The organism is Streptomyces sp. NPDC025721, from assembly GCF_055558595.1.
Map to the genome: position 1 here is coordinate 41,140 of NZ_JBVHMF010000025.1, position 25,760 is coordinate 66,899.

Genomic DNA, 25,760 nt, shown 5'->3' on the forward strand with positions numbered 1-25,760 from the left:
CTGGGGTGACAGGTTCGGAAGTACCTCCTTCGTTCCGGCTCGCATACGTTCCGGGCGTGATGCCGACCAAGTGGGTGCGGATCTGGAACGAGCGACTGCCGGAGGTCCCGCTCACCCTGGTCCCGGTGCCCGCCGCCGAGGCGTTCGGCGCGCTGCGGGACGGCGGCGGGTCCGGCGCGGACGCCGGATTCGTACGGCTGCCGGTCGACGGCGCGGACCTCAGCGCGATCCCGCTCTACACGGAGACGACGGTGGTCGTCGTCCCCAAGGACCACGCGGTCGCGGCGGTCGACGAGGTGTCGCTGGCCGATCTCGCGGACGACATCGTGCTGCGTCCCCTGGACGACACCCTCACCTGGCAGACGCCGCCGGGGCGGCCCGCGAAGGAGCGGCCCGCCACCACGGCGGACGCCGTGGAACTGGTCGCGGCGGGTGTGGGCCTGCTGATCGTCCCCCAGTCGCTCGCGCGGCTGCACCACCGCAGGGACCTCACCTACCGTCCGGTCCCGGACGCGCCCGAGTCCCGCGTCGCCCTGTCCTGGCCGCAGGAGGAGACCACGGATCTGGTGGAACACCTCATCGGCATCGTGCGCGGTCGCACCGTCAACAGCACGCGCGGCCGGCCGCTCCCGGAGCCGTCCGCACCGGGGGCGAAGGCCGCGAAGGCCAAGGACAAGGCGAAGGACAAGCGCCCGGACAAGGCATCGGAGGCGCGCCGCAAGCCCGCGCCGGGCCGGGGTGCCGGAGGCAAGGGCGGCAAGAGCGGCGGTACGGGCGGCGCGAAGCGCGGCAAGCCCCGCCGCCGCCCGTAGCCGGACCGGGGTCCCGGTCCCCCGTACGGCAGCGCGGTCGGCCGGACCCGCCATGGAGGCACCGCCCGGCCGGCCGACCGCGATCACGTGGACGATGCGTGCCGGAGGCGGGTCGTCAGCTCGCGGGCGTCACGACGATGGCGTTGACCTGGGCCTGGTTGGCGGAGCCGCGGGTGAAGTCGAGGGAGACGGTGCCGGAGGCGTCCACGGTGACGGGGAAGTCCTTCTCGACGCCGAAGGCTTCCTGGCCGTCCGCGCCCGCCGCCACGGCCGCGCCGATGATGTCGAAGTCGGTCAGGACCTTGGCGCCGTCGATCGTGACGTCGAATTCACGCTGACCGGAGTGGGTGTAGTACCAGTCCATGAAGTAGAGACGGACCTGGTAGTCGGCGCCCGGCGTGAGACCGGGGATGCTGTAGGAGGAGTCCCCGACGCGTGAGGTGTTCCAGATGTCGGCGGGGATCGGGTGGGCCACGGTCCGTCCCCAGTTCGGGAAGCTGGGAGCGCCCGCGGGAATGGTGTCGGGCCTGCCGCCGGTGCCGGTGTCCGCGATGAAGTCGCCGCCGCCCGCGCCGCCGAGGTCGATCGACATCCCTGGTGCCACGTCGGCGTGAGCGGTCCCCGCGGTCACGAGACCGCCCAGCACCATGCTCAGAGGGAGCCTCCCGCCGGACCCCTCGCGCGGCCGACGAGGTGGCGCGCGGGCCGGACCGGCCCCTGCCGGCCCATGGATCACCGGCGCCCGGACGGCGATACTGGGGGCATGACGTTCGTCGTTTTCATGACCCTGCCCGGTCTGGTCATCCTGCTGACCCTGGTGGCCTTCGCCGATCAGATGCTCATGCGGGCCGGGCGGGCCGGAATCCTGCCGTGGCGCGGTCCTGGCCGCCAGGGGCAGATTTCGTCCACCGGCTTCGAGATGCTGCACGCGAGCTTCTCGCCGGGCAAGCAGAACGAGTTGAAGGAGCGGCAGTCGGCCCTCGTGCTGCGGGACGACGAGGAGGACGGCGCGCCCGCGAACCGTACGACCGTCGATCTCCAGCGCGGGACCGCGGTCGTACGGATGGCGCGGCCCCGCTCCTGAGGCGCGACCTTCGGAACTCCTCTCGCCTAGGACGGCACGCGGCTCGCGACCGCCGCGTCCAGTCGGCTCACTTCGTCCTCCCCCAGGTGCAGTTCGGCGGCGCGGGCGGAGTCGAGGATCGTCTCGGGGCGGCGGGCGCCCGGTATGGGGATGAGGGCCGGGCTGGTGGACAACAGCCAGGACAGCGCGGTGCGTTGCGGGCTGGCGTCGTGGGCGCGGCCGATCTCGGTGAAGGCGGCGGTGAGTTCGTCGTCCTTCGTGCCGATGGTGCCCAACGGCCGCCAGGCCAGAAAGGCCAGACCGAGTTCCTCCGCGCGACGCACTACCGCGCGGTGCTGTACGGCGCTGGGTGAGAACTCGTTCTGCACGGCGACGAGGGCGTCACCCAACAGCTCGTGTGCCTGGTCGAGTTCGGCGACGGTGACGTTGGAGACACCGACCGAGGTGACGGTCCCGTCGGCGACCAGCCGGAGCAGCGCCGTCAGCGAGTCGGCGATCGGCACCACCGGGTCGGGTGCGTGCAGGAAGAACAGCTCGATACGGTCAAGGCGGAGCCGGTCGCGGGACGCGGCGGCCGAGCGGACGAGGTGGTCGGGGCTGCTGTCGGTGAGCCACCGCCCGTCGCCCGGTCTGACCCGGCCCGCCTTCGTCACCACCGTGACTCCGGAGGCGTCGCCGTCCCAGCTCTCCAGCGCGTCGGCGATCAGCGTCTCGTTGTGGCCTACTTCGTCGGCACCTGTGTGGTAGGCGGAGGCGGAGTCGATGAGGGTCACTCCGGCGTCGAGCGCGGTGTGGATCGTCGCCGTGGCACGGGCGCGGTCCGGGCGCCCTTCGATGGACAGCAGCATGCCGCCAAGGCCGACCGGGAAGACCTTCGAACTCCCGCACGCGCGGGTCGGGTTGGTGAGGTGCGGTGGGTGGTGCATACGGCTCCCTGTCTCGTGTGATGGTGCTGCCGCGTGCGGCGCCGGGGCCCTGGCGGCGCCTAGCGGCGTACCGCGAGGCGGCCCCGTGAGAAGACGGCGGCGACCTCGGCCTCCGGGTCCGCCAGCCGCTCGACGTGGACAGCGGGGTTGTGGCGGGTCAGGACGATGTCGGCGCGGGCGCCGGGCGCGAGCACACCGAGTTCACCGGCCGCGCCGAGCAGCCGGGCGCCGGTGGTGGTGGCGCTGCGCAGCACCGCCCAGCCCGGCTGCACCCTGGCCCGCAGCGCGAACTCCCGCGACTGGTGGACGTGCATCGCGCCGAGCAGGTCGGTGCCGAAGGCGATCGGGGCGTCGGCGGCGTGGGCGTGGGCCAGCGCGGTGAGGCCGCTGTCCCGGACGGCCGCGACCTTGGCGGTGCTCGCGGGCGGGAGCCCGTGGAGCGGACCCTCCTGCGCCAGCACCGTGTACGTCACCAGCGTCGGCACGTAGTACGCGTCGTGCTCGGCGAACAGCCGGGCCTCGTCCGGGCCGATCAGATTGCCGTGCTCGATGGTGCGTACGCCCAGACGCAGCGCGCGGGCCACCGCCTGCGGGGTGTAGGCGTGCCCGGCGCAGTAGACGCCCGCACGCGCGGCCTCGTCGACCGCCGCGCGGATCTCGTCCTCGCTGTACTGCGGGGTGTCGATCCGGTCGGTGGGGCTGGAGATCCCGCCGGAGAGCATGAGTTTCACGAACGACGCCCCGGACCGTACGCCTTCGCGTACGGCGGTGCGCAGTGCGTCGGGTCCGTCGACGATCCGGCCGATGCCGGGCACGGCCGGATGGTCGTCGGCGTGGTAACGGCCACGGGGTCGCAGGTCGCCGTGGCCCCCGGTCTGCGACAGCGCCTTGCCGCACACGTACAGCCGGGGTCCTGGCGCCAGCCCCTCGTCCAGGGCGTCGGCCAGCCCGGCGTCGGCGCCGCCCGCGTCCCGGACGGTGGTGAAGCCGCGTTCGAGCATCGCGCGCAGTTCCCGTAGCGCGTGGGCGGTGACGTAGCTGGGCGCCATCCCGGTGTCGGCCCACTCGTCGGCGGTCACCGAGGTGACGTGCACGTGGCAGTCGATGAAGCCGGGGACCGCGTACAGGTCGGTGCCGTCCACGTCGCCGGGCGCGAGTGGGTCCGGGGTGTCGGCCGTGACGGCGGTGATCCGGTCTCCTTCCAGGGTGATCCGCCGGTCCCTGAGGATCTGTTCGCTCTCGGGGTCCACCACGTGGACGTGTCTGATGTCCATGCCGGTACGCCGCTCCTCGTCTCCGCTACACCCGTCGCCCGCTGGCTCGCGCCCCCGCGCTCAGGCGCCGAACAGCTCGTCGACGGTGGTCGTGGTGCCGGCGTTGCCGACCATGAAGCCGTAGTCGCCCGGCGCGGTGCGGGAGTAGCCCTCGCGGCTGAGCACCAGGATGTTGGAGTCGTACGGCGCGACGAGCTGTTCCAGCGTCTCGAAGGTGTACGGGTCCACGACCTCGCCCAGCACCGTGCCGCCCTTGATGACCTCGCCGAGCCGGTCAGGGGTGAAGTGGGAGATCATCGTGCCGCCCTTGGTCGGGCGCAGCGTGACGAGTTCGGTCATCACCGTCTGCTGCTCGACGATCGCCTCGGGGGCGCCTTCCAGCATCCCGATGCCCTTGAGCATGTTGCGGCCCTGGCGTACGGCCTTGTCGAGGAAGGCGTCGGTGAGCTGCCCGCCGCCGCCCAGTTCGCAGACGGTCGAGGAGATGCCGTTCTTGATCGCCCACGCGTTGGAGGTGCCCTCGTAGGGCTCGTGGTGGTAGAGCAGCGCGGCGCCGAAGGACGTGGCCATCTCCCGGCCGTCGTCCATGATGTAGGAGTACTCGACCGTGGAGTACAGGCCGCTGGAGTGGAAGTCCACGAAGTAGTCGGCCTGAAGCATGATCTCGGCGAGCACGGCGGCCAGTTGCTCGGTGACCGAGCCGTTGCGGTCGCCGGGGAAGATGCGGTTGAGGTTGAGGCCGTCCTGCGGGGTGAAGCGGGACATCGCCGCGTACGCGTACGGGTTGGCCACCGGTACGGCGACGATCGTGCCCGCCAGTTCGGCGGGGTCGACCGACGAGACGAACCTGCGGATCTCCTCGGGTCCCATGGCCTCGTCGCCGTGGACGCCGCCGAAGGCGACCAGGGTGGGCCCCGGCCGGGCGCCGGTCAGGCGGTGGACGGTGAGCGCGAGGTCGTGCCCGTTGTCCACGCGGGTGACGGGGACGGTCTCGACGGTGTGGCCGGGCTGCGCGGCCGGGGTACCGGTGGCTGTGGTGTCGCTCATCCGCTGTGTCTCCTTGCTGATACGGGTACTGATACGGGGATCGGTGCTCGGGTTCTGGTCGTCGCCGGGGCCGGGGAGGGTGTCCCCGGCCGCGGCGGGGGTCACCGCATGTCGCCGATCGCGGACGCCTCCTGGCGCAGCGCGGGAACGGCTCCTTCGGCGAGGTCGAGGGTGAAGCGGGCGGCGGGTCCGCTGATGGAGAGTCCGGCGACCGCGACGCCGTCGGGGCCGACGACGGCGGCGGCCCGGCAGCGCAGGCCCACGCTGTAGGTCTCCTCGTCCACGGCGTAGCCGCGCCGCCTGGCCTCCTCCAGCTCCGGCTGCATCTTCTCCAGCGTGGCCTCGGGGTCCGCCACGTCGGCGCCGCGCAGCAGCGCGAGCTGCCGGGCGCGGGGCAGCCGGGACATGATGGCCTTGCCGAGCGCGGAGTTGTCGGGCGGTATGAACTCGCCGATGCGGTTCACCGCGCGCAGCGGCTGCTCGGACTCGGTGCGGGCGATGATGAACATGCTGTTCCCGACGATGCGTCCGGCGGTGGTGCTCTCGCCGGTGACGCCGGTGAGCAGCCGGGTGGCCTGCTGGAGGCGGTCGTTGCTGTAGAGGTGTTCGCTGACGGCCGCGGCCATGGCGGCGAGCCGTCGGCCGGGCACGAAGCGGTGCGAGGTGGTCTCGTTGAGGAAGCCCCAGGTGACGAGCTGGGCCGTCAGCCGGGACACGGTGGACAGCGGCGCGTCGGCCGCCGCCGCCAGTTCGGTGAGGGTCAGCGGTGCGCCCTCGGCGACCACGGACTGCTCCAGCAAGTTGAGGATGCGCCCCATGTAGCTGGGTGACTTGGTGTTCTCGCTGGGGGCCGGTACGGGGACTTCGGTGTCCTCTGCCATGGGTACGTGCGTCTCCTGTCGTCCCAAGTCGGTTGCGTTGGGCGGCTGTTCGGGCGGGTCGGTCACCATCCCGTGGCCCGTCCCGGGCGCCGCGGGTCGCAGTATCCGTGGCGGTGGCCGTCCGCGTCGACTTCCACCGCGTGGACGGATCCGAAGTGCCAGAAGTAGGGGGTGGTCGGTCGTACGTCGGCGCCGTAGCGGGTGGCGAGCGCGTCGAGCACCCGCGGGTCGATCCGTGCCTCGACGGTGAACGGCTGGTCGGTCTGGACGCCCTGGAAGCGCGGCGCGTCGATCGACTCGGCCAGGTCGAGGCCGTATCCGAGGTGGTTGGCCAGGACGATCGCGGTGGCGCGCGCGGACAGGCCCGGTGACCCGAGGGCCAGGTGCGGGGTTCCGTCGCGGGCGACCATGGTGGGCGGGAAGGGCGACAGAACGCGCCGCCCGTCGCCGTCGCCGGTGCCGGGGAAGCTGTTGCCGCTGTTGACGTGGACGCCGTCCACGACCAGGCCGGTGCCGAAGGTGGTGCCGTAGACGCTGTGGGTGAGCGACGCCATGTTGCCCGCGCCGTCCACCGCCACGACGTGGTCGGTGTTGTGGGTGTGCGGCGCGCCGGGCGGCCGGACCGTACCGCCGCTCGCGGGCGCCGGGTCGCGTCGGGTGTTGCCGCGGATCAGCGCGGCCAGCGACGCCGTGAAGTCGGGCGAGAGGAGTTCGTCCACCGGGACGTCGAAGGACAGCGGGTCCTTCACGAAGCGCTCGGTGAAGAATTCGGCGAACGCCATGGCGCGTCGCAGCACTTCGAGGGCTTCGGCGTCGCGGGTGTAGTGGCCCAGGGCGGGCAGGTCGAAGTGTTCCAGGATGCCGAGCACGAGGCCGATGAGGACGCCCGCGGACGACGGGGGCGGGGCGCCGACGATCTCGTGGTCCCGGTAGGCGCGCCGCACCGGGCGGCTCGCGCGGGCGGTGTAGTCGTCGAGGTCGCGGGCGGTCACGGTGCCGCCGGTCTCGCGGACCGCGGCCACGAAGCGCGACGCCCACGCGCCGCGGTAGACGTGGTCGGGGCCGTCGGCGGCGATCCGCCGCATCGTCTCGGCCAGCGCCGGGCGGACCAGCCGCTCCCCGACGGGCGGTACGTGGCCGTCGGGCAGGAATTCGGCGCGGCCCGAAGGGTGCGCCGCCAACCGGCCCGCGGCGGCCTCGAATGCCTCGCCGTACAGGAAGGAGTACATCGGGAAGCCGGCGGCGGCGACCTCGACGGCGGGTGCGAAGTAGTCGGCCCAGGGGATGCTGCCGTGGCGTTCCATGGCCAGGTGCATGCCCGCGACCGCGCCGGGGACCGCGACGCGGCGGCCGGAGGAGGCGCCGAGGGCGCCGTCCACCGTCACGTAGTGGTCCCAGGTGGCGGAGACCGGCGGGCTGTCTCGGGTGTGGTCGAGTTCGCCGTCGATGTAGTCGTAGGCGCGCCGGGCGGCGTCGTAGTAGAGCACGGACATGCCACCGGCCAGGGTGGTCATCTGAGGTTCGACCACGCCTTGCAGGGGGATGGCCGTGAGCACCGCGTCCATGGCGTTGCCGCCGCGCCGCAGGACGTCGAGCATCGCGTCGGCGACCGCCGGGTGCATGGCGGAGACCATGGCGGTGCCGCCGTGGGCGGAGTCCTTCCGCCCCTGTTCGAGTGCCCGGTCCACGACCGGCCGCTGGCCCGCCGTCATGCCGGTCCGCTCCCCTGGTCCGCCGGTGCGCCCGGACCCGGCTGCGAGAGCGGCGCCGGGCCGATGCCCATCGCGGAGGCCACCAGGCCGACCGGCGGGGAGCCGAAGGCCATCAGCTCACGGTGGAAGCGCGGCAGCGTGAAGCCGCTGCCCCACGCGGACTTCGCCTGGTCGCGCAGCCGCCGCATGAGGACCTTGCCCCAGGTGTAGCGGATGTAGGTCGGCTCCCACACACCGCGCAGCGCCTCGGCCCGCGCGGCCGGTCCCGCCAGGAACGCCTTGCGTTCGAAGAGGGCGATGGCGTCGTCGAGGGTGAGGGCGCCGGTGTGGATGCCGAGCGCGGCCTGGACGCGGACGACCCGCATCATGGCTTCCTGCGCCATGCCGAACTGGTAGAGGGGGCTGTCGTCCTGGTAGCCCTCCTCCCACATCATCTCCTCGGCGTAGTGCGCCCAGCCCTCGAAGAACAGCTCGGACCAGAGCGTCTTGCGGATCGGCCGGTCGACCTTGCCCATCATCAGGGCGTGGCTACAGTGGCCGGGCCCGATCTCGTGGACGGCCATCACGGCCATCGCGGGCCGGTTGAACCGGGACAGCCAGGCGCGGTGGTCGTCGAGCGACCAGTGCGGCGAGGGTCCGGTCACGTGGAAGAGCGAGTGGCCGCGCGTCTCCCACGGCGCGGTCCAGCTCACCCGGCCCGCGGCCCAACTCCGCGCGGGCGGGCTGGGTTCGATGACGCACGCCTCGTCGACGACGGGCACCAGTTCGCGCTCGCGCACGAAGCGCGCGGCCAGCGCGACCTGGGCCTGGGTGTCGGCGAGGATGCGCGGGAAGTCTCCGTGGTCGGCGCGCACCCGGGCGCTGAGCCGCCGGGTCCTGGCGGCCGGGTCGTCGGCGCCCGCGGGGTCGAGCCGGGCCGCGGCGTCGTCCAGGATGTCGCTCATCCGCGCGTACTCGCTGTCGGCCATGGCGGCCAGTTCGTCCAGGTCCACCGGGACGCGGTCCTCGCAGCCGAGGAGCGCGGTGAGGTCGGCCCTGCCGAGTCCCGCTGCCGGAGCGGCCTCGCGCGCCGCGCGTTCGAGGTGGGCGGTCAGCCGTTCCAGCGCGGCCAGGGCGCGTACGCCGTCCTCGCCGTCGTCGGCGCGGACCTCGGCGGCCATTCCGCGCGCCGCGGGCAGGAACATCCCGGCGACGGAGGACGACAGTTCGTCCAGCGCCTCGATCGCGTTGTCCACGGCGTCCGGCCAGAGCCGCAGGTGGCGGCGCCTGGCCCGCACGCGTACCGCCTCGTCGTCGTAGGGCCGGTCGTACGGCGACAGGTCCAGCGCCTCGATGTGGACCCAGGGGTCCCAGCGGTGCTGGCGGATACGGCCGAACCGGGTCCGCATCGCGTTCTCGGTGGCGGCGAGCTGTGCTTCGTCGTGCGCGTCGTCCAGCGCGGGACCGCCCAGCGCGGCCAGCGCCGAGGCCACCCCGGCAGGCGACAGGTCGACGATCGTGCCGTCGTACTCGTCGTGCAGTCCTGAGTATTCGCGCAGGTAGGCGGCGTCCAGGTCGCAGACGTGGCGCAGCCGTGGGAACAGCTCAGCCATCGGTGGTCTCCTTGGTGGTACGAAGGCGGGTGGTGTGCGGGTACGCGGACGCGGGTGCGGCGTGGCCCGAAGCGGTGGTGGCGGTCGGTCACAGCTCCAGTCGTCGGCCGCGCTGGACGACACGCAGGAGCAGGGCGCCGAGTCCGACGACGAGCACCGACAGCGCGGTCATGATCGTGGACAGGGCCGCGGGGGTCGGGTCCTGGTAGTTGTTGAGGTAGCCGTACATCCACACCGGCAGGGTCTGCTGGTCGGAGGTGAGCAGGAAGATCGACAGGTCGATCTCGTTGAAGCTGACGAGGAAGGCGAAGACGCCGCTGATGAGCAGGGCGGGCGCGATCTGCGGCAGCGTCGTGCGCAGGAAGGCGCGCAGCGGCGAGGCGCCGAGGTCGATCGCCGCGTAGTCCAGGGTGCGGTCGGCCCGGGTCAGGGCGGCGGACAGCAGCACGATCACGAACGGCACGGTCGCCACGGTGTGGGCGAGGACCACCGCCCACCGCCCGGAGGGCAGACCCGCCCGGGCGAGCAGCATGAACACGGCGAAGCCGAAAGCGATCTTGGGCACCACGACGGGTGAGAAGAGCGCCGACTGCACCACCCCGCTGCCCCGGAAGCGGTAGCGGACCAGGGCGACCGCGCCGGCGGAGCCGAGCAGGACGGCGAGCACCGCGACCAGCGCCCCGATCCACAGGCTGCCGACGAAGGCGTCCATGACGCCGTCCTGGTGGTAGAGGTTGGTGTACCAGCGGGTGGAGAAGCCGGGCGGCGGCCATACCCCGTAGGAGACCGACGACAGCGAGCTGATCACGACGATCGCGGCGGGCACGAGCTGGAAGGCGTACAGCACGGCCATCCACACGCCGAGCCCGCGGATGCCGCGGGGCGGCGAGGGGCTGATGGTGACTCCGCCCTGGTCGGCCTCGGCGAACCGGCGCTGGAGGAGGACGAACGCTCCGGTGGAGACCAGCGCGAGGATCAGCAGCACCAGGGCGCAGACGGAGGCGCCCGGATAGTCCGTGGTGCCGACCAGGGAGTAGATGCTGGTGGACAGGGTCGCGACCCGCCCGCCGCCGAGGAGGCTGGGGGCGGTGAAGCTGGAGATGGTCAGGGCGAAGGTGAGCTGGCATCCGGCGATCAGGCCCGGCGCGCTCAGCGGCAGGGTGATCGAGCGGAAGGTGCGCCAGCGGGAGGCGCCGAAGTCGTCGGCCGCATCGGCGAGGGTCCCGTCGATCTGCCGGAAGGTGCTGCTGATCGGCAGGACCATCAGCGGCAGCAGGGTGTGCACGAGGGCGATGACGACGGCGCTGCGCTCGTAGAGCAGGTGGACGGGGCCGATGCCGAACAGGCCGAGCGCGGAGTTGAGGAAACCCTCCTGGCCGAGCAGCAGTTGCCAGGCGTAGACGCTGGCGATGCCGGAGAAGACGAGCGAGGAGAAGACCACCGCGTATCCGGCGTTGCGCCAGCCGGTCCGCTTGGTGTGGTGCAGTGCCAGGGCGGTGAGGTAGCCGACGACCGCGGTGATCGCGGTGACCAGCAGACCGACGAGTACGGTCTGCCAGATCACCGACCAGTAGTAGGAGCTGGTGAGGACTTTCGTCCACGTGGCCAGGGTGTTGGTGGTGTTGACGCCACCGGGTTGGTACTTCTGCAGGGAGTACTCGACGAGCGACTCCATGGCGAAGGCGAACACCGCGAGCAGCAGCACGATGCTGGGCGCGAGCAGGAGGAGTGCGGTGCGCCGGTCGCGGCCCTTGCCGGTGAAGGCTTTGGGCTGCGCTCGGCGGGGTCCCGGCTTCTCCGGGGCCGGGCGCTCCGCCGTGGCCGTCGCCGCCCCGCTCACCGGGGCGGCTTCTCGTATGCCGCCTGGAGGGTTGTCCGCCATCGTGCAGGTCCTTCCGGTCGTGGGGTGGACGTCGTCGGGGCTGAGCCGTGAGAACCGGGCTGTCGGAACCGGTCCGTGAGAGCTGAGCCGTAAGAACTGGAGCCGTAAGAACTGAGTCGTACGAACGGGGCCGTCAGATCTTGGAGACGACTTCCTCGTTCCACCGCGCGGTCCAGGCGGCCATGTTCTTGCCGACGGTGTCCCAGTCGACGTCCACGAACTTCTGGTCGGCGCCGGCGGCGATGGCCGGGATGGCCTGGAGCTTCGGGGTCAGCTTCGAGGTGCTGGAGGCGGGGATCTCGACCGAGGTGTCCACCCAGCGCTGGTTCCACTTGGGCTGGAGCATCTCGTTGACGATGTCGTAGCAGACCTCGAGCTGGTCGTCGGAGGAACCGGAGTTGATGTTGACGCCGACCGGGTCGAAGAAGGCGCCCTCGGTGGGGCGGCTGAAGCCCAGCGGCGCGCCCTGGGCGTGCCAGGCCGTCGAGGTGCCCAGGTAGTGCGAGGTCAGCGGGGCCTCGCTGGTGGAGAGCACGTTGAGGAACTGAGGGTTGGCCGTCACGATCGTGCGGATGTTCTTGGCGTGCTCGATCCACAGCTTGAAGCCGGGGTCCATGTTGTCCCAGCCGCCGCCGTTGAGCTTGGCGGCCATGCCGATGGCCCACCAGGGGATGGTGAAGAAACAGAGCTTTCCGCGCTGGTCGGGCGACCACAGGTCGGTCCAGGACGCGAAGCCCTTGGGGTAGGTCTTGGTGTTGTAGACCAGCCCCATCTGGTCGGCGCCGAACACCACACCGCAGTGGTCGCGCTCGACGAACTGGGCGTGCAGTTGCGAGGTGTTGGGGATCTTGCTGTAGTCCAGCTTGAGGTACATACCGGTGGCCTTGCCGGTGGCCGTCGCGCCGCCGTTGGAGAAGACCAGGTTGTTCAGCGGCTTGTGCGGGTTCGCCTGGTAGGCGGCGGTCTGCTTGGCGAGGTTGAGCGTGTCGTCGATCTTGATCTGCACGTTGGGGTGCTTGTCCTGGTACTCCTTGGCGAACTCCCTGGGCATGAGGCCGAGATCGGCGCCCGCGAAGGGGGTCATGGTGATGGTGAGCTTCTTGCCCGCTCCCTTGCCCGCGCCCGAACTCGCCGACGTGCCGGGCTGCTTGTTCGAGGCGCAGGCGGCCAGGAACAGTCCGGCCGCCACCGCGCCGCCGCCGGTCAGCAGCGAGCGCCGCGACACCGGGGTACGGCCGGTGCCTTCCCCTGCGGGCGACGCGGCTCCGGCCGCTGCCGCCTTGTCCCCGTTCGATCTGCCCGTGTTGCTGTGCATGGTCTCTCCCTGGGTGGTCACAGCACTTCTGGTGGTGGGCCCGCGCTCGGCCGGGACTGTCGCGCGGACAGGCCCGGTGGCCCGTCGCGCGGACGAGTCCTAGGAGTCGGCGCCGAGCATGACGGCGGCGTCGGACGGCCAGCCGATCTCGACCTCGTCGCCCGTGGCGATCCCCCGTGCGTCCTTGGCGGGGAGTTGTACGACCAGTTCCTGCCTGGAGTCGGCCACGGCCACCTGGAAGCGGATGCTGGCTCCCTGGAAGGTCAGGTCCGTGACGCGGGCGGTGAAGCGGTTGTCGAAGTCGCTGGTCAGCCGGGGCCGCATGGCGATGGCCTCGGGCCGGACCGACAGCGCCGTGCCGGGCCCCGGCGTGCGGCAGGTGAAGCCGTCCGCGCGCAGCACCCGGTCGGCGACGGCGCCGCGGATGATGTTGGTGTCGCCGAGGAACGTGGCGACGAATTCGGTGGCGGGGCGGTCGTAGAGCTCGTCGGGCCGGCCGACCTGCTCCACACGGCCCTGGTTCATCAGGGCGATCCGGTCGGAGATGGTGAACGCCTCGGTCTGGTCGTGGGTGACGAAGACGAAGGTGGTCCCTGACTCCTGCTGGATCTGCTTCAGGGCGCGCTGCATCTGCACCCGCAGCCGCAGGTCCAGCGCGCCCAGGGGTTCGTCGAGCAGCAGTACGGCGGGCTTGTTGGCCAGGGCGCGGGCGATCGCCACCCGCTGCTGCTGGCCGCCGGACAACTGGGCGGGCTTGCGGTTGGCGTAACCCGCGAGGTCGACCAGGTCCAGCATGTCGGTGACGGTCGACCGGATCTCCGCCCGTGACTGGCGGCGTATCTTCGGACCGAAAGCGATGTTTTCGGCCACGGTGAGGTGCGGGAAGAGCGCCAGTCTCTGGAAGATCAGGTTGGTCGGCCGCTTGTTGGGCGGCACTCCGGTCATGTCCTTGCCCGCGATGGCGACGGTGCCTTCCGTGGGCTGTTCGAGACCGGCGAGTATCCGCAGCGTGGTGGACTTGCCGCATCCCGACGGTCCCAGGAGCGAGAAGAACTCGCCTCGCCTGACACCGAGGTTCATGCTGGTCACCGCGGTCTCGCCGCCGGGGTAGGTCTTGCTGACATCGGTCAATCGGGCGTCGAGGGCCGACGGATCGTCCGGGTTCACAGCGTTCACCTGAACTTCCATTCATTGGAACTTGGCTTCCACTGGGGTGAGCAGGACGCTAAGTGAGCGACAAGGGTGCGGTCAACGGTCGATCACGAAGTTCTTGAATCGGCGACGACGCACAGGGCACCGTTCAAGCCATCCGACCGGGCTCGCGAGCGGGTCGGGAAATCGTCGTCCGGGCGCTCAACGCCCGCCCGCCACCTGCGAGTTGACTCCCCCGGGCCGCACGGGGCCGAGCCCGCGCGGAGCGCCGCCGGGCGGGGAGAAAATTTCGTCCGATCCGCCCGGTAAAACCTGTGTTACGCGGACGGAAGGGACGTCAGCGCGCCGCCCAGAGCCCCCGGACATGCCCGATGTGCCGGTGCATCATCAGCTCGGCGCCCACCGCGTCGCCGTACTCCACGAAGTCCGTGAGTTGGTGGTGCTCCATCGCCGACTCGACGAGGCTGCCGTCGGCGAGCAGCGGCGCGAGGCCCAGCAGCCGGGTCCGCGCGCGCAGACCCGCGACGACGTTCACCAGGTGCCGGTTGCCGGTGTAGCCCAGCAGCGTGAGGTGGAAGATCCGGTCGGCCTCGACGTATCCGACCAGGTCACCGGCGCGCGCGGCGACGACGATGTGCTCGGCGAGCGTGCGCAGCAGGGGCAGGTCGGCGGCGGGGACCAGCGGGACGACGGCGCGTACGGCGGGCGGTTCGATCAGCAGGCGGACGGCGGTGATCTGGTCCAGGTCCTGGTCGGAGACCTCGGTGATCCGGAAGCCCTTGTTGGGCTGGGCCACCGCGAGCCCTTCCTTGACCAGGTCGAGCATGGCCTCCCGCACCGGGGTGGAGGACACGCCGAAGCGCGCCGCCAGGCTGGGAGCGGAGTAGACCGCGCCCGGGATCAGGTCCCCGGAGACGACGGCGGCGCGCAGTTCGTCGCGCACCCGGTCCCGCTGCGTCTCCCGGCCGTCGGCGCTCTGCCCACCGCTCACGTGCCCCGCCCTTCGGCTCTCCCGCGCCCCCGCCGCTCGGCCGGCGCATCGCCTGTCCGAGGTCAGGATGACAGCCGGGCGGGGTACGGCGGCGACAGGGCGGAGGGTCAATGAGGTTTCATTGTGCGGCGCAATGATATTCACGGACGCGCGAGCCGGGAACGAAAGGGGCAAAGGCGCATGTCCCCGCGCTGTTCACTCGAAGATCCGTCGAGGTCTGGCGTCAGTGCCATTGCACAGCTACTGTGACAGCGCAGCGCCCACGGTCCCGGCGGCCGGTCCGTAGCCCGTTGCGCACCACCGATCCGGGCTCCCGTCGCGGCGCCCCCGTCAGCGTCCAGGCGCCCAACGCGCGGCCCGCGAGCCCTCGTTCGCCCGCCCGGCCCCCGTCGTCCTCGCACCGCCGAGGCGGCGCGTCCGCCCTTCCCGTGAGGAGAACCGCATGCCCGACACCCAGGCGCAGCCCTGGCACGGGGTCTACGTCGCCACCGCGCTCCCGTTCCGCCCCGACGGTTCGGTCGACCTCGACGCGTACGGCGAGCACGTCCGGTTCCTGGCCGACGGCGGCTGCCACGGCGTGTGCCCCAACGGTTCGCTCGGCGAGTACCAGACCCTCAGTATCGACGAGCGCACCCGCGTGATGCGGACCGCGATCGAGGCGGCCCCCGAGGGCTTCGGGGTGATGCCCGGCGTGGCCGCGTACGGGTGGCGGGAGGTCTGCGAGTGGATCGAGCGGGCGGCGGAGGCCGGCGCCGCCTCCGTCCTGCTGCTGCCGCCCAACTCCTACCGGGCCTCGCGCTCCGATGTCGTCGCCCACTACCGCGAGGCCGCGCGGGTCGGGCTGCCCGTGGTCGCGTACAACAACCCCATCGACACCAAGGTCGACCTCACCCCCGGCCTGCTCGCCGAACTGCACGCCGAGAATCTGATCGTGGCGGTCAAGGAGTTCAGCGGCGATCCGCGCCGCGCCTATCTGCTGGCCGAGTCGGCGCCGGGCCTGGACCTGATCGTCGGCGCCGACGACATGGTGCTGGAGCTGGGGCTCGCGGGCGCGGTCGGCTGGATCGCGGGGTACACCAACGCCTTCCCGGCCACCACCGTCGAGATGTTCCGCCTGATCACGTCGGACGACCCCGCCGACGTACCGGCCGGAATCGCCCTCTACCGCTCGCTGCACGCGCTGCTGCGCTGGGACTCCAAGACGGAATTCGTCCAGGCCATCAAGCTGTCCATGGATGTGGCCGGACGGTACGGCGGCCCCTGCCGTCCGCCGCGCGGTCCGCTGCCCGACGACGTCGCCGCGCGGATCACCGAGCTGACGAAGGCCGCGGTCGCGGAGGGCTGCCGATGAGGGCGCGGCGCGTCTTCCACGCCGTCGACTCCCACACCGAGGGCATGCCGACCCGTGTGATCACCGGCGGCGTGGGCGTCCTGCCGGGCGGCACCATGGCCGAGCGGCGTACGTGGTTCATGGCCACCAAGGACGATCTGCGCACCCTGCTGATGTACGAGCCGCGCGGGCACGCCGCGATGAGCGGTGCGATCCTCCAGCCCCCGACCCGGCCCGACGCCGACTGGGGGGTGCTGTTCATCGAGGTGTCCGGGGTGCTGCCCATGTGCGGCCACGGCACCATCGGGGTGGCGACCGTGCTGGTCGAGACCGGCATGGTGGAGGTCCGCGAGCCGGTCACCGTGATCCGGCTGGACACCCCGGCGGGGCTGGTCACCGTGGAGGTGGCGGTCGAGGACGGCGCCGCCCGGTCGGTGACGCTGCGCAATGTCGCCTCCTACGCGCACGCGCTGGACCGGACCGTCACCGTGCCCGGCCTCGGCGAGGTGGGCTACGACCTCGCCTTCGGCGGCAACTTCTACGCCGTCGTCGACCTGGAGCGGATCGGCCTGCCCTTCGACCGGCGGGAGGGCGGACGGCTGCTGGAGGCGGGCCTGGCCGTCATGGCGGCGATCAACGAGGCCGACGAACCGGTCCATCCGGAGCGCCCTGACATCCGCGGCTGCCACCACGTCTATCTCACCGCGCCCGGCTCCACCGCCCGCCACTCCCGGCACGCCATGGCCATCCACCCCGGCTGGTTCGACCGCTCCCCGTGCGGTACGGGGACCAGCGCGCGGATGGCGCAGTTGCACGCCCGCGGGGAGCTCGCGCTGGACACCGACTTCGTGAACGAGTCGTTCATCGGCACCCGCTTCGTCGGCCGTCTGGTGGAGGAGACCGAGGTCGGCGGCGTCCCCGCGGTGGTACCGACCGTCACCGGGCGGGCATGGATCACCGGTACCGCCCAGTACATGCTCGACCCCGACGACCCCTTTCCCGCGGGATTCCTCCTGTAGTGCCCTGCCGGTGGACCCCCGCCCGCACCCGCCGGTGGACCCCGCGTCCGCACCCGCCCGTGAACCCCACGCCCCGCCCCTGACCTGCGACCGGGAAGGCCGCCATGCGCACACCGCACCCGCCCGCGTCGCGAACGGCGCCGCGCCCGGCCACGGCGTCCGACACCGCTGACCTGGTCGTCATCGGCGCGGGCGTGATCGGTGCCGCCGCCGCGTACTTCGCGGCGCGCGCCGGTCTCGACGTCACGGTCCTGGACCGCGGTCCGCTGGCGGGCGGCACTTCCAGCGCGGGCGAGGGCAATCTGCTGGTCTCCGACAAGGAGCCGGGCCCCGAGCTCGATCTGGCCCTGCTCTCGCTGCGCGTGTGGCGTGACGACCTCGCGGAACACGCCGGCCTGTGGGAGTACGAGCCCAAGGGCGGTCTCGTCGTGGCCGCCACCGCGCAGGGTTCGGGGACGCTGGCCACGCTCGTACGGCATCAGCGCACCCTCGGCGTCGAGGCGGTCGAGGTGTCCGGCGACGAACTGCCCGGCTACGAACCGCTGCTGTCGCGGGAGCTGGTCTCCGGCGCGTTCTACCCGCAGGACGCCCAGGTGCAGCCCGTGCTCGTCGTCGCGCACCTGCTGCGCCTGGCCCGTGAGGCGGGCGCGCGGGTCAGGACCGGCACGGAGGTGACCGGTTTCCGCACGTCCGGGGGACGGATCACCGGCGTCGACACCCACCGCGGTCCGGTGCACGCCCCGGCCGTGCTCAACGCGGCGGGCCCGTGGGCGGGCGACGTGGCGGCGCTGGCCGGAGTACGGGTGCCGGTGCTCCCCCGGCGCGGCGCCGTCCTGGTCACCCGGCCGCTCCCCCTGGTCATCCGGCACAAGGTCTACGCCGCAGAGTACGTCGCCGATGTGGCCAGCGGTGACGCCGCACTCCAGACGTCGCCCGTGGTGGAGGGCACCCGCGCGGGCACCGTCCTGATCGGCTCCTCGCGCGAACGCGTCGGCTTCGACCGGCGGCTGTCCCCCGCCGTCCCCGCGGCGCTGGCCCGCAAGGCCATCGCGCTCTTCCCGTTCCTGGCCTCGGTCCCGGCGCTGCGCTCCTACGTCGGCTTCCGCCCCTACTGCCCCGACCACCTGCCGGTGATCGGCCCCGATCCGCGGGCTCCGGGGCTGTGGCACGCCTGCGGGCACGAGGGCGCCGGGATCGGTCTGTCGGCGGGCACGGCCAGCCTGCTCGTCGGTGCGCTGACCGGCCAGGCCGTACCGCTGGACCTCGCGCCCTTCGCCCCCGAGCGCTTCGACACCAGCCCGCCCACCGAGGAACCGCAGGAGGAACCCCGTGCCCCCTCACGCTGACGACCTCGCGGCGCCCTGCACCGTGTTCCTCGACGGCCGGCCCGTTTCTGCCCGCGAGGGCCAAAGCGTCGGCTCCGCCCTGATGGCGGCGGGCATCGTCGCCTGGCGGTCGACCCGCGTCGAGGGCCAACCGCGCGGCCTGTTCTGCGGGATCGGCGTCTGCTTCGACTGCCTGATCACCGTGGACGGCCACCGCGACCAGCGCGCCTGCCAGGTGCCGGCGGCCGACGGCATGCGGCTGGAGACGGCGCCCGCCACATACGAAGGCACCGACCGATGACGGGCGCCGCCACGACGGCGGAGGCCGAGGTCGCGCGGGCCGAGGTCGCGGTGGTCGGCGCGGGTCCCGCGGGGCTGGCCGCGGCGGTGACCGCCGCCGAGGCGGGGCTGAGCGTCATCCTGGTCGACGCGGCGGCGCGCCCCGGCGGCGAGTTCTGGCGGCACGGACCGGGGGGACCGCGCGCCGACGAGGGACACCACCACCTGGGCACGTACGCGGACTTGACGGAGCGCCTGCCCCGAGCCGGGGTACGGACGCTGTACGGCCGGCAGGTCTGGCGGGCCGAGCGCGGGGCCGACGGCTTCATTCTCAGGACCCGGCCCGCGCACGTCACGGCCCGCGCACCGGCCGTGACGGTGGCCGCGCGCGCCCTGGTGCTCTGTCCGGGCGGATACGACCGCCAACTGCCCATTCCCGGCTGGGACTTGCCCGGTGTCATGGCGGCGGGCGGCGTGCAGGCGCTGCTCAAGGCGGACGGCACCCTGGCCGGGCGGCGGGCCGTGGTGGCCGGGACCGGCCCCTTCCTGCTCCCGGTGGCGACGGGCCTCGCCGCGGCCGGGGCGGACGTACCCCTGATCTGCGAGGCGAACGCGCTGCGCGGCTGGCTGCGCGAGGCCGGCGGCGCGGCGCGGGAACCGGCCAAGGCGGTGGAGGCGGCGCGGTACGCGGCGCTGCTTGCGCGCCACCGTATCCCGTACCGGACGAGGACCGTCGTCACCCACATCCTCGGCGGGACGCGCGTCCGCGCGGTCCGGGTGGCGCCGCTGGGCCGCGACGGCCGCCCCGTCACCGCGCGCGCCACCGAGGTCGCGGTGGATCTGGTGGCGCTCGGCTGGGGTTTCACCCCCGCTCTCGAACTGCCGCTGGCGCTGGGCGCGCGGACGCGGGTGGACGTGGACGGCTCGCTGGTCGCGGTGGTGGACGCGTGGCAGCGCGCGAGCGTGCCCGGCGTCTACCTCGCCGGGGAGTGCACCGGGGTCGGGGGTGCCGCGCTCGCCCTGCGCGAGGGCCGGTTGAGCGGGCTCGCCGTGGCCGCCGACCTGGGCCGGTCCTACGACCGCGGCGACGTACGCCGTCTGCGGTCGGGCATCCGGCGGGGTCGCCGCTTCGCCGCGGCGATGCACACCGCCCATCCGGTCCCGGCGCACTGGACGGCGTGGCTCACGCCCGACACGGTCGTCTGTCGCTGCGAGGAGGTCACCTTCGCGGCGCTCGACGAGGCCCACCGCACGCTGGGCGCGGACGACCCGCGCACCCTCAAGCAGCTCGCCCGCCCCGGTATGGGCATGTGCCAGGGCCGTGTGTGCGGCTTCGCGACCACCGCGATCAGCGCCGCCCTCACCGGCCGCCCCGCCACCGCCGCCGACCACCGCGGCCTGGCCACCCGCCCGCTGGCCTTCCCCGTGCCGCTGGGCGAGATCGCCGCGGCGGACGGGGACGGCGACGGCGACGGCGAAGGGGGCAGTCCTGACGCGTAAGAGGCGCGCTCAGGCATGGCGCACTCAGCCACCGCGTCCTCAGCCATGGCGACCTCAGGCATGCGGCACGACACGGTGCCGCTGAGCCCAGCCGTTTACGGTTCGCTGCTCCCCGTCGCGTGGCGGTAGTCGCGGGGCGAGAGGTGGTAGGCGGTGCGGAAGGAACGGGTGAAGGTGGAGTGGTCCTTGAATCCCCAGCGGGCGGCTATGCGGTGAATGGGGATGTCCCGGAGGGCGGGGTCGCGCAGGTCGCGGCGGGCGCGCTCCAGGCGGAGGCGGCGGATCCAGGCGGCGAGGGTGGTCTCGCGCGTGGTGAAGAGCCGGTGGAGGTAGCCGACGGAGACGTGCAGGGCGTCGGCGATGTGGGTCGGCGAGAGGTCGGGGTCGTGCAGATGCTGCTGGACGAAGGCTTCGACGCTCAGCAGGAGTGTGCGTCGGCGTGAGTCCTCGCGGAGGGCGGCTTCCGCGTCGAGGTGGTGGGCGACGACGGCGGTGAGCAGGTCCTCGGAGATACGGGCCAGCCGCCCGAGATCGTCGGGGCGGTAGGCCGCCTGCGTGGTCAGGCCGGTGAGGAAGTGCACGAGCATGCCCGCGAATCCGGCCTGTCCCGGTAAGGGCCGGGCCAGCAGGCGTTCGATCCGGTCGGCGGGCTGTCCGAGCTGTGCGCGCGGGATGTGGACGCGTACGAGTGTGGTGGGCTCGCCGCCCGCGCCGAGTTGGAGTCCGAAGGGGCGCGAGCTGTCGTAGAGGACGATGTCCGTCGCCTCCAGGACCGCCTCGCGGCCGAGCTGGCTCATGACGAGCTTGCCCGAGGGCGCCATGGCCAGGCAGAGGAGTTCCGGATCCGCCTGGCGGACCATCTTCGGCGTGCGGACGACCTGCGAGGGCGAGACCCTCAGCTCGACCACGTTCACCGCCGCGAGGTCGACGGTCCTGGCCGACGCCCTGAAGTCCTCCGCCTCCCGGCTGGACAGGCTCATCGGGTGCTCGCTGGTGACGAACAGCTCGTTGAGGGCCGCCAGCCGGTCCGGCGGCGACAGATCGTCACGATCGAACATCGTCCGCATCATGGCTCCCCCTCGGACCGCGGTGGCCGCGTCCCGGAGTCTCCGGCCGCGGACCGCCTCGGGCCAAGTATCCCCCGGTGGTCGTCGGACCCGCCCAAGGCGCGGACCCCGCCGGGGCCCGGCCCGACTACCGCGCGCCCACCAGGACTTCCGCCGCGGCGACACCGGAGGCGGCCGTCGCGCCATGGGTGAAGATCTGCGCGGCGCCCTGGACGGAGTCGCCCGGCAGGCCCATCTCGACGACGATCGCGTCGGGACGTGCCCCGGCGAGTTCGGCGAGCGCGCGGCCCATCCACTTGTTGCGGGAGGCGTCCCTGACGACGACGACCAGCGGGCGCCCGGCGGCGGGCGCGAGCGCGTACGACTCCAGGAGGGCGGCGTCGGCGGCGAGTTCCTGGTGGTGGACGCGGACGAAGGTGGTGCCGGGCAGCCGCTCGCGCAGCGGGGCCGCGACGCCCCAGGGGGTCTCCTTGCCGATGGCCAGGTTGGTGGACGGCACCAGTTCGACCACGTGCGGGGGCGCGGTCAGCGGGAGGACGTCGCCCGCGGAGCCGCCGAGGCGTATGGCGCGGCGGGCGGCGACGTAACCGATGTCGCCGCTGACCGGATTGACCGGAACCGCCCGCGCCAGGCCGGTCGACCACTCGGCGAAGGCGCGGACCCGCTCGGACGCCTCCTCCAGCCGCGCCTGCGTGAGGTCGCCCGACCGTACGGCGTCGGCGAGCGCGTCGGTGAGCAGGTCGACGGTGTCGGCCCCGGAGTTCTCGCCGCCGACACAGACCGCGTCGCAGCCCGCGACGACGGCCTTCACGGTGGCGCCGTCGATGCCGTAGCGGTCGGTGACGGCGCCCATCTCGATGGCGTCGGTGACGATCAGGCCGTCGAAGCCGAGTTCCTTGCGGAGCAGCCCGTCGAGGATGCGGCTGCTGAGGGTGGCCGGAACGTGCGGGTCGTAGGCGGGCACGAGGAGGTGACCGCTCATCACGGCGCGCACGCCCGCCCGGACGGCGGCCTCGAAGGGCGGCAGGGCCTGGGCGGCGATGGTCGCGAGGTCGGCGTCGTAGCTGGGCAGGCCGTGGTGGGAGTCGACAGCGACGTCCCCGTGACCGGGGAAGTGCTTGGCGCAGGCGGCGACTCCGGCCGACTGGAGACCCTGGATCCAGGCGCCCGCGTGCCGGGCGACCAGACCGGCGTCGACGCCGAAGGAGCGCACCCCGATGATCGGGTTGTCCGGGTTGGAGTTGACGTCCACGCTGGGCGCGTAGTTGAGGCTGACGCCGGCGGCGTGCAGTTGGCGGCCGAGGTCGCGGGCGACGGACTCGGTGAGGTCGGGGTCGTCCACGGCGCCGAGCGCGAAATTGCCGGGCCGGGTGGAACCGGTCGAGGACTCGATACGGGTGACGTCCCCGGCTTCCTCGTCGATCGCGATGATCAACGCGGGGTTCTCGGCGCGCAGTTGCGCGGTCAGCCGGGCCACCTGCTGGGGCGAGGCGATGTTGCGCGAGAAGAGGACGACGGAGGCCAGGCCGTCACCGATGGCCCGCAGCACCCACTCCGGCGCCTCCGTCCCCACGAAGCCGGGCTGGAGAACGGAGAGCGCGAGTCGTCGCAGCTCCTTGTCGGGCGTGCTGGAGGACATCAACTGGGCCTTCCACGTAGAGCCAACGCATTTGTGACACGGCGGACATTGGTACAGACCATCCGGATACTCGCCCAGCGTGATCTGGGGTGTCAAGTGCCTGACGCACGTACACCGGCCACATCGGCCGGGGCGTCCGGGAGACCGCGCCTGACCTGGTCCGTCGCCGCCGGGGAAGCCGCGTCACCCGTGGTAGGGCCCGGATCGCGCACGGCGACGAGGTGGCCGAATCGCCGCCTTCAGGCGCCGCGACACGTCAACTCCACGGTTGACATGGGCGGTTGGTCTAATCCATTTTAGTGGGACGCGAGTTCAGCGAGCGACAAGCGCGGCGTAGTGCCATGAATGATGGGCAAGTTGCGAACGTCCGTTGCCGTACGCACCCACTCGCCCACCGACGGCAACGCACGGTTCCGCCGTGCTTTGACGTAGGCACATGTAGTGGCGGTCGCCCAGAACCACTCTCGGCACCGGACGCGATTGCCTGTCCCCACACGGCCGATCCGTCCCGGCCGAAGGAAAGCCCGGGGGCGATCCGCATCAGAGAACCGAACCCTGGAGCGACTGCTTTGTCGGCGCCTGATCATTCTTTTCGAGCCTCTTCCGAACGCCCGTACTTCAGCTCGGACGGCGAGACCTACCTCACACCGACTCCGCTGCGGAACCTCCGCAAGACACAGAAACTCCGTGTGCTGTCGGAAGAGGACTTCACTTTCTGGCAGACCTACGGATACGTCGTGGTGCGGCAGGCGATACCCGCCGTCGCGGCCGACGAACTCCTGGAATTCGCCTGGAATTTCCAGGGACTTGATCCGGCCCGCCCGGACACCTGGTACGAGGAGCGGGAGTTCCGCTCGGATCTCGACAGGGAACTGCACATCTACGGTTTCGTCGAGGCTTACCAGCACCAGCTCATGTGGGACAGCCGGCAGTCGCAGCGCGTCTACGACGCCTTCGTCGACGTATGGGACTGCGAAGAGCTGTGGGTGACGCTGGACCGGCTCAACCTCAACCCGCCCAACATCAAGAACCGGGACCGCGCCCACATCGCGCCGACCGAGCGCGGCTTCGACATCACGCTGCACTGGGACATCGACACCACGCTGGAGGTGCTCCCGCAGCGCGTCCAGGGGATCATCGCGCTCAACGACACCAAGCCCGACCAGGGCGGCTTCCAGTGCGCGCCCGACCTCTTCCACCGGTTCGAGGAGTGGAAGGCGCTCCAGCCGGAGGACCGCGACCCGATCCGGCCGAGCGTCGACCGCGCCGAATACCCCGTCATCCAGCCCGATCTCAAGGCCGGTGACCTGCTGATCTGGAACGGGCTGCTCGCGCACGGCGTCGCGCCCAACACCTCGCAGAGCGGCGTCCGCGCCGCCCAGTACCTCTCGATGATGCCCGCCCTGGAGTCGCACCAGGAGCTGCGGGACTCGCGCGTCAACTCCTGGCGGACGCTCAGCACTCCGGAGTGGAACGGCACGCTGGTCGGCGACGCCACCCGGCACGAGTCCCTGCGGTACGGACCCGCGGAGCTGACCGACCTGGGCGCCAAGCTGCTGGGCCGCGACTCCTGGAAGCAGCCGTCCGCGGACCAGGGGACCGGGGAGCGGACATGCGCCGAATCTGCCTGACGCTTCCCACCAACAGGCCCTGCGCGACAACGATATCGGCGGTGCACGAGGAGGCGGCCCACGCCGCCACGCACTTCGACGTCGAGGTGCGTCTGCTGGTCCTGGACTCCTCCGACGCCGAAGCCCGCGAGCAGCACGCTCGGGTCGTGCGCGGTCTGCCGGCCGTACCGGGCGTCGTCGTGCACCACCTCGGCGAGGCGGAGCAGCGCGACTTCCTGCGGCGGGTCATCGAGCGGGCCGCGCCGGACAAGCCCGAGTTGCTGCTCGATCTGATGCTGCCCGCCGGGCTCTCGTACGGCGCCTGCACCAACCGCGCGTTCCTGATCGCCGCGGCGCTGGGCTGCGAGTCCGTACACCGCAGGGACTCCGACAGCCGCTACCAGTCCGTGGACGGTCTGCCGGTCTTCCCCGTCCACCATGAGCTGTTGTCGCTCGGCAAGCGGGCGGCCGACGCGGCGGCCGGAGTGACCGAGACCGATCTGGCGGACGCGCACACCGGCAAGACCGTCTCCATGGTGGGCAGTTCCTTCATCGGCGAGATGTCCGTCGACATCGAGGAGATGCACCGGCTCGACCGCGACGCCTACTACGACGTGGTCGGGCTGTGGGCGCCGGTCCACTGGTCGTCGCGGAAGAAGCGCGAACTGGTCGACGAGTCCTTCAAGGGCGCGGGCCACGAGCCCTTCGCGGGCGACCACTCGACGCTCACCCTGGTCGACCCGATGCGGGTCGACATGTGCAACATCGCCTTCCACGGGGTCCACGAGCAGGTCCCGCTGATGCCCGCGACGGACACGATCGGAAGCGACTACTTCCTGATCCACCTCGTCCACGACGCGACGCTGCCCGGTGTCCTGCACAACCGGAACATCGTCAATTACCACACCGGTGAGCGGAAGACGGACGCCGGGTTCATGGCGTATCACTTGCGCTTCGCCAAATTCTTCCTGTCGATGCTGTATCTCAACGCCGTGTACGACCGGATGGCCGAGGCCGGTTCCGCGCTGCTGGACGACGACCACCGGATACGGGTGGCCGCGGTCGCCGAATTGCTGCGGGACAGCGCTCTGCTGGACCGTGCGGAGAATGTGGAGCGGCTGGACATCCTCGACCGGTCCTACCGCAAGCTCGGCGGCAGGTACGCGGAATTCGCGGAATCGCTCACGGAGCGGCGCGAGCGGTTGCTGGACGAGGCCCGCGGGGACATCGAGGACTACGCCCTGTTGACGGAAACATGGTCGGCGATGATTCGGGCGAGCAGGGAAACGGGTCTCGACACACTCCAGCGGCTGCCTGGCTGAC

General features: G+C 71.9%; 22 protein-coding genes. 9 read left to right on the forward strand and 13 right to left on the reverse strand.

What is annotated here, in order from left to right; all coding sequences use genetic code 11:
* Positions 1-5: 5 nt before the first annotated feature.
* Entirely contained in the window at positions 6-812 is an 807-nt protein-coding gene (locus tag ACZ4EF_RS28480; RefSeq protein ID WP_467506931.1) for a LysR substrate-binding domain-containing protein, read from the forward strand.
* A 115-nt stretch (positions 813-927) separates the two neighbouring features.
* Here the strand turns inward: ACZ4EF_RS28480 and ACZ4EF_RS28485 are convergent, their stop codons facing one another.
* Entirely contained in the window at positions 928-1,443 is a 516-nt protein-coding gene (locus ACZ4EF_RS28485; RefSeq protein ID WP_467506933.1) for a malectin domain-containing carbohydrate-binding protein, read from the reverse strand.
* A 132-nt stretch (positions 1,444-1,575) separates the two neighbouring features.
* Here ACZ4EF_RS28485 and ACZ4EF_RS28490 point away from each other — a divergent pair, with 132 nt between their 5' ends.
* Positions 1,576-1,896 carry a DUF6191 domain-containing protein gene (locus ACZ4EF_RS28490; protein WP_355348442.1) on the forward strand — a complete coding sequence of 107 codons (321 nt, stop codon included), beginning with the start codon at positions 1,576-1,578 and terminating at the stop codon, positions 1,894-1,896.
* A 26-nt stretch (positions 1,897-1,922) separates the two neighbouring features.
* Here the strand turns inward: ACZ4EF_RS28490 and ACZ4EF_RS28495 are convergent, their stop codons facing one another.
* The 10 genes from ACZ4EF_RS28495 to ACZ4EF_RS28540 form a co-directional block, all read right to left on the reverse strand.
* On the reverse strand, positions 1,923-2,822 hold the full coding sequence (locus ACZ4EF_RS28495) for an aldo/keto reductase (RefSeq protein ID WP_467506935.1): 900 nt from the start codon (positions 2,820-2,822) through the stop codon (positions 1,923-1,925).
* Positions 2,823-2,881: 59 nt separating this feature from the next.
* Complete coding sequence (locus ACZ4EF_RS28500; protein ID WP_355348436.1) at positions 2,882-4,096, reverse strand: metal-dependent hydrolase family protein; 1,215 nt, start codon at positions 4,094-4,096, stop codon at positions 2,882-2,884.
* 60 nt (positions 4,097-4,156) lie between these two features.
* Positions 4,157-5,143, reverse strand: coding sequence for a succinylglutamate desuccinylase/aspartoacylase family protein (locus ACZ4EF_RS28505; protein ID WP_355348433.1), 987 nt, complete (start codon positions 5,141-5,143; stop codon positions 4,157-4,159).
* A 101-nt stretch (positions 5,144-5,244) separates the two neighbouring features.
* Positions 5,245-6,024, reverse strand: coding sequence for an IclR family transcriptional regulator (locus ACZ4EF_RS28510; protein ID WP_355348430.1), 780 nt, complete (start codon positions 6,022-6,024; stop codon positions 5,245-5,247).
* A gap of 62 nt (positions 6,025-6,086) precedes the next feature.
* Entirely contained in the window at positions 6,087-7,736 is a 1,650-nt protein-coding gene (locus ACZ4EF_RS28515; protein ID WP_467506938.1) for a gamma-glutamyltransferase family protein, read from the reverse strand.
* Positions 7,733-9,328 (reverse strand): DUF885 family protein, encoded by a 1,596-nt coding sequence (locus ACZ4EF_RS28520; RefSeq protein ID WP_467506940.1) that lies wholly within the window; start codon positions 9,326-9,328, stop codon positions 7,733-7,735. Before ACZ4EF_RS28520 ends, ACZ4EF_RS28515 begins: the two co-directional genes overlap by 4 nt.
* An 88-nt stretch (positions 9,329-9,416) precedes the next feature.
* The gene (locus tag ACZ4EF_RS28525) at positions 9,417-11,210 is read right to left on the reverse strand and encodes an ABC transporter permease (protein WP_355348421.1); all 1,794 of its coding nucleotides are present in this window, start codon (positions 11,208-11,210) and stop codon (positions 9,417-9,419) included.
* A gap of 133 nt (positions 11,211-11,343) precedes the next feature.
* Positions 11,344-12,525 (reverse strand): ABC transporter substrate-binding protein, encoded by a 1,182-nt coding sequence (locus tag ACZ4EF_RS28530; RefSeq protein WP_355348418.1) that lies wholly within the window; start codon positions 12,523-12,525, stop codon positions 11,344-11,346.
* Positions 12,526-12,624: 99 nt separating this feature from the next.
* Positions 12,625-13,701, reverse strand: coding sequence for an ABC transporter ATP-binding protein (locus ACZ4EF_RS28535; protein WP_391049967.1), 1,077 nt, complete (start codon positions 13,699-13,701; stop codon positions 12,625-12,627).
* Positions 13,702-14,014: 313 nt separating this feature from the next.
* Positions 14,015-14,668 (reverse strand): GntR family transcriptional regulator, encoded by a 654-nt coding sequence (locus ACZ4EF_RS28540; protein WP_355348412.1) that lies wholly within the window; start codon positions 14,666-14,668, stop codon positions 14,015-14,017.
* A 442-nt stretch (positions 14,669-15,110) separates the two neighbouring features.
* On the opposite strand from ACZ4EF_RS28540, the gene ACZ4EF_RS28545 reads away from it, so the two are divergent.
* From ACZ4EF_RS28545 to ACZ4EF_RS28565, 5 genes are all read left to right on the forward strand, one after another.
* Positions 15,111-16,019, forward strand: coding sequence for a dihydrodipicolinate synthase family protein (locus tag ACZ4EF_RS28545; protein WP_467506943.1), 909 nt, complete (start codon positions 15,111-15,113; stop codon positions 16,017-16,019).
* Entirely contained in the window at positions 16,016-17,017 is a 1,002-nt protein-coding gene (locus ACZ4EF_RS28550; protein WP_467506945.1) for a proline racemase family protein, read from the forward strand. The genes ACZ4EF_RS28545 and ACZ4EF_RS28550 overlap by 4 nt, the downstream gene beginning before the upstream one ends.
* Before the next feature lie 104 nt (positions 17,018-17,121).
* Positions 17,122-18,363, forward strand: a complete 1,242-nt coding sequence (locus ACZ4EF_RS28555; RefSeq protein ID WP_391161795.1) for an NAD(P)/FAD-dependent oxidoreductase — start codon at positions 17,122-17,124, stop codon at positions 18,361-18,363.
* The gene (locus tag ACZ4EF_RS28560; RefSeq protein ID WP_467506947.1) at positions 18,347-18,643 is read left to right on the forward strand and encodes a (2Fe-2S)-binding protein; all 297 of its coding nucleotides are present in this window, start codon (positions 18,347-18,349) and stop codon (positions 18,641-18,643) included. The genes ACZ4EF_RS28555 and ACZ4EF_RS28560 overlap by 17 nt, the downstream gene beginning before the upstream one ends.
* Complete coding sequence (locus tag ACZ4EF_RS28565; RefSeq protein WP_467506949.1) at positions 18,640-20,121, forward strand: FAD-dependent oxidoreductase; 1,482 nt, start codon at positions 18,640-18,642, stop codon at positions 20,119-20,121. Before ACZ4EF_RS28560 ends, ACZ4EF_RS28565 begins: the two co-directional genes overlap by 4 nt.
* Before the next feature lie 95 nt (positions 20,122-20,216).
* Here the strand turns inward: ACZ4EF_RS28565 and ACZ4EF_RS28570 are convergent, their stop codons facing one another.
* Together ACZ4EF_RS28570 and ACZ4EF_RS28575 are read right to left on the reverse strand one after the other, a co-directional pair.
* The gene (locus tag ACZ4EF_RS28570; protein ID WP_467506951.1) at positions 20,217-21,179 is read right to left on the reverse strand and encodes a helix-turn-helix domain-containing protein; all 963 of its coding nucleotides are present in this window, start codon (positions 21,177-21,179) and stop codon (positions 20,217-20,219) included.
* A gap of 136 nt (positions 21,180-21,315) precedes the next feature.
* Positions 21,316-22,827, reverse strand: a complete 1,512-nt coding sequence (locus ACZ4EF_RS28575) for a glycoside hydrolase family 3 protein (RefSeq protein WP_391049952.1) — start codon at positions 22,825-22,827, stop codon at positions 21,316-21,318.
* 569 nt (positions 22,828-23,396) lie between these two features.
* Between ACZ4EF_RS28575 and ACZ4EF_RS28580 the strand changes: the two genes are divergently transcribed.
* Positions 23,397-24,458 carry a phytanoyl-CoA dioxygenase family protein gene (locus tag ACZ4EF_RS28580; RefSeq protein ID WP_391161801.1) on the forward strand — a complete coding sequence of 354 codons (1,062 nt, stop codon included), beginning with the start codon at positions 23,397-23,399 and terminating at the stop codon, positions 24,456-24,458.
* Positions 24,440-25,759, forward strand: a complete 1,320-nt coding sequence (locus ACZ4EF_RS28585; RefSeq protein ID WP_467506954.1) for a DUF6271 family protein — start codon at positions 24,440-24,442, stop codon at positions 25,757-25,759. Before ACZ4EF_RS28580 ends, ACZ4EF_RS28585 begins: the two co-directional genes overlap by 19 nt.
* Position 25,760 lies beyond the last annotated feature (1 nt).

Coding starts and splice junctions, on each gene's coding strand:
- ACZ4EF_RS28490 (WP_355348442.1), top strand. CDS start 1,576: ATGACGTTCGTCGTTTTCATGACCCTGCCCGGTCTGGTCATCCTGCTG.
- ACZ4EF_RS28495 (WP_467506935.1), bottom strand. CDS start 2,822: ATGCACCACCCACCGCACCTCACCAACCCGACCCGCGCGTGCGGGAGT.
- ACZ4EF_RS28500 (WP_355348436.1), bottom strand. CDS start 4,096: ATGGACATCAGACACGTCCACGTGGTGGACCCCGAGAGCGAACAGATC.
- ACZ4EF_RS28505 (WP_355348433.1), bottom strand. CDS start 5,143: ATGAGCGACACCACAGCCACCGGTACCCCGGCCGCGCAGCCCGGCCAC.
- ACZ4EF_RS28510 (WP_355348430.1), bottom strand. CDS start 6,024: ATGGCAGAGGACACCGAAGTCCCCGTACCGGCCCCCAGCGAGAACACC.
- ACZ4EF_RS28515 (WP_467506938.1), bottom strand. CDS start 7,736: ATGACGGCGGGCCAGCGGCCGGTCGTGGACCGGGCACTCGAACAGGGG.
- ACZ4EF_RS28520 (WP_467506940.1), bottom strand. CDS start 9,328: ATGGCTGAGCTGTTCCCACGGCTGCGCCACGTCTGCGACCTGGACGCC.
- ACZ4EF_RS28525 (WP_355348421.1), bottom strand. CDS start 11,210: ATGGCGGACAACCCTCCAGGCGGCATACGAGAAGCCGCCCCGGTGAGC.
- ACZ4EF_RS28530 (WP_355348418.1), bottom strand. CDS start 12,525: ATGCACAGCAACACGGGCAGATCGAACGGGGACAAGGCGGCAGCGGCC.
- ACZ4EF_RS28545 (WP_467506943.1), top strand. CDS start 15,111: ATGCCCGACACCCAGGCGCAGCCCTGGCACGGGGTCTACGTCGCCACC.
- ACZ4EF_RS28550 (WP_467506945.1), top strand. CDS start 16,016: ATGAGGGCGCGGCGCGTCTTCCACGCCGTCGACTCCCACACCGAGGGC.
- ACZ4EF_RS28555 (WP_391161795.1), top strand. CDS start 17,122: ATGCGCACACCGCACCCGCCCGCGTCGCGAACGGCGCCGCGCCCGGCC.
- ACZ4EF_RS28565 (WP_467506949.1), top strand. CDS start 18,640: ATGACGGGCGCCGCCACGACGGCGGAGGCCGAGGTCGCGCGGGCCGAG.
- ACZ4EF_RS28570 (WP_467506951.1), bottom strand. CDS start 21,179: ATGTTCGATCGTGACGATCTGTCGCCGCCGGACCGGCTGGCGGCCCTC.
- ACZ4EF_RS28575 (WP_391049952.1), bottom strand. CDS start 22,827: ATGTCCTCCAGCACGCCCGACAAGGAGCTGCGACGACTCGCGCTCTCC.
- ACZ4EF_RS28585 (WP_467506954.1), top strand. CDS start 24,440: ATGCGCCGAATCTGCCTGACGCTTCCCACCAACAGGCCCTGCGCGACA.